Origin of the sequence: Mesorhizobium sp. M0136 (genome assembly GCF_040322515.1) — a bacterium.
In the GTDB taxonomy this organism is placed as follows: Bacteria; Pseudomonadota; Alphaproteobacteria; order Rhizobiales; family Rhizobiaceae; genus Mesorhizobium.
Genome location: NZ_JAMYTP010000063.1, coordinates 1 through 2,203, shown reverse-complemented (window position 1 = coordinate 2,203; position 2,203 = coordinate 1). Strand labels below are relative to the sequence as shown.

The following is a 2,203-nucleotide window of genomic DNA, read 5'->3' as shown; positions in this document are numbered from 1 at the left end:
GCGGAGGAGGGCGCGCACTACTGGGTTTTCCAGGTGACCCATAAAGTCAACGCACAAACGGAGGAGCGGCCATGACCACGATACCACAAAATCTCGCTGGCGAGATTGGCAGCCGATGCAACGCGACATGAAGACCGTGAGCGCCTACGCATGACCTGCCAGGAGTACGGATTCTTCTGCCTTATTGAGCACGGCACCCTCGAAAAGAATTCTCGGCACAGCCTATTAAGGCTTCCCTACGGTTCCTAACGCTGCCAGTCAATAAGAAAATGGCCCGAAATCGTTGTGCCGACTCCCATTGCCAAACAAAGGAGTACAAATGTCCAAGGATCTCGTGGTCAGACTGGATGACAAGCTGCGCGCGAAACGCGAAAGCTTTGACAAGATCCCCCTGATTGATATAGCGCCGCTTCTCGATGGCAGCAACAAACAGATGGTGGCCAAGGAGATACGTTGGGCCTTGTCGAACACTGGGTTCATGTATGTGAAGAACCACGGTATTGCTCAGGATTTTGTCGATTCGGTATTCGATGTGAGCCGTCGGTTCTTTGATCTGCCCATGTCGCAGAAGATGAAATTGCATGTTAGCAAATCCGATGTGGCCCTGCGCGGATACATTGAGCCGTTCGGGGAGAACACCGATCCGGGCAAAACGAAAGACCTGAAGGAGTGCTTTGACTTCGGACCTGAACGTTCGACGCTGGAAGGTCCGTTCTTTGGCCCCAACCAGTGGCCCTCAAGTCTGCCCGGGTTTCGGGAACTGACATACGGATACCATCAAAAGATGGTAGACCTCGCGAAAAGACTCTTGCAGGGCATTGCGCTCAGTCTGGACCTGTCGGAAAGCTATTTCGAGAACCTCACGCGCAACCCCATCAGCATTCAGCGCCTGCTTCACTATCCGCCGCAGAGTGGCTATGTTGGCGAAGAGATCATCGGTATTGGCGCCCACACGGATTACGGGAATCTGACCATCCTGGCGCAGGACGACGTGGGTGGTCTTCAGGTCATGAACCGCCATGGCGATTGGATCGAGGGCATTCCGATCCACGGCACATTCGTAATCAACATTGGCGATCTGATTCAGCGGCTCACGAACGATCTATACCTGGCGAACATGCACCGCGTGGTGAATAGCTCGGGCTGCGAGCGATACTCGGTCCCCTTCTTTATCGACGCTGATTTCAATGCGATCATCGAACCATTGCCCTCATGTGTTACGGACAGTAACCCGCTTCGCTACAAGCCGGTGACTTGCGGCGAGCACAAATTCGGGCGTTTCGCAGCAAGTTACGCTCACTTGGCCAATGCTTGATCAGGGCGGGCTGGCGTTTACCCACAACACTGCCTGCGGCGCTTCATTCCGGAGGCGAGACGATCCGCAAACAGGCGGGCTTCCGAAGTCGCCTGCGGATGAAGTTAGACTGAGCAGAGGCGAGTTGAAAGCGTTGCTGTTGTCGGATGAGGACGGCTTTCGCAAGGTATTGCAGACTGTGGTGCAGGAGGTTTGGAAGCCAAGATGACGGAGGCGATCTGGGCCGAGAAAGGGGAGCGGACGGCGGAGCGGACGAGTTACCGGTCCGGCTATTACGAGCGCAAGCTGGTGACGCGGGTCGGGGTGCTTGAGCTTCGCGTTCCGCAGGATCGGGCTGGCCGGTTCTCGACGGAGTTGTTTGAGCGCTACCAGCGTTCGGAGAAGGCATTGGTGTCGGCGCTGGTCGAGATGTACGTGCAAGGTGTGTCGACCCGGAAGGTCAAGGCGATCACCGAGGAGAGCTGTGCGGCCATTCCTTCTCGGCCTCGATGGTGAGCCAGGCAACGGCGCGGCTGGATGAGGCGCTGAAGGCATTCTATGAGCGGCGGCTTGCCGAACCTTATCCCTATCTCATTTTGGACGCGCGCTACGAGCGGGCGCGCGAGGCCGGCGTGATCGCCAGCCAGGCGGTTGGTGGCAATCGGGGTCGACTGGGAGGCCGGCGCCAGGTGCTCGGCGTCGAGCTGGCCAACCGGGAGAGCCATTCGAGCTGGTGCGAGTTTGTGACGGGGCTCAAGAATCGCGGGCTCGCCGGCGTCGAGTTCGTCGTCTCCGACGACCATCCGGGGCTCAGGGCGGCAATGCGCGAAGTGCTGCCCGAAGCGGTCTGGCAGCGCTGCTACGTGCACTTCCTCAGAAACGCGCTCGACTACGTGCCGCGCAAGGTCG

3 protein-coding genes are annotated in these 2,203 nt (G+C 58.1%); all 3 read left to right on the top strand.

Annotation, left to right across the window (positions count from 1 at the left end):
- Positions 1 to 319 precede the first annotated feature (319 nt).
- Positions 320 to 1,315 (top strand): isopenicillin N synthase family dioxygenase, encoded by a 996-nt coding sequence (locus NKJ35_RS30750; RefSeq protein ID WP_352651379.1) that lies wholly within the window; start codon positions 320 to 322, stop codon positions 1,313 to 1,315.
- A 204-nt stretch (positions 1,316 to 1,519) separates the two neighbouring features.
- On the top strand, positions 1,520 to 1,810 hold the full coding sequence (locus NKJ35_RS31010) for a transposase (protein WP_502904699.1): 291 nt from the start codon (positions 1,520 to 1,522) through the stop codon (positions 1,808 to 1,810).
- Positions 1,807 to 2,203, top strand: a 397-nt coding sequence (locus NKJ35_RS31005) for a transposase (protein WP_502904698.1), incomplete at its 3' end; no start/stop codon positions are given. The genes NKJ35_RS31010 and NKJ35_RS31005, both read left to right, overlap by 4 nt.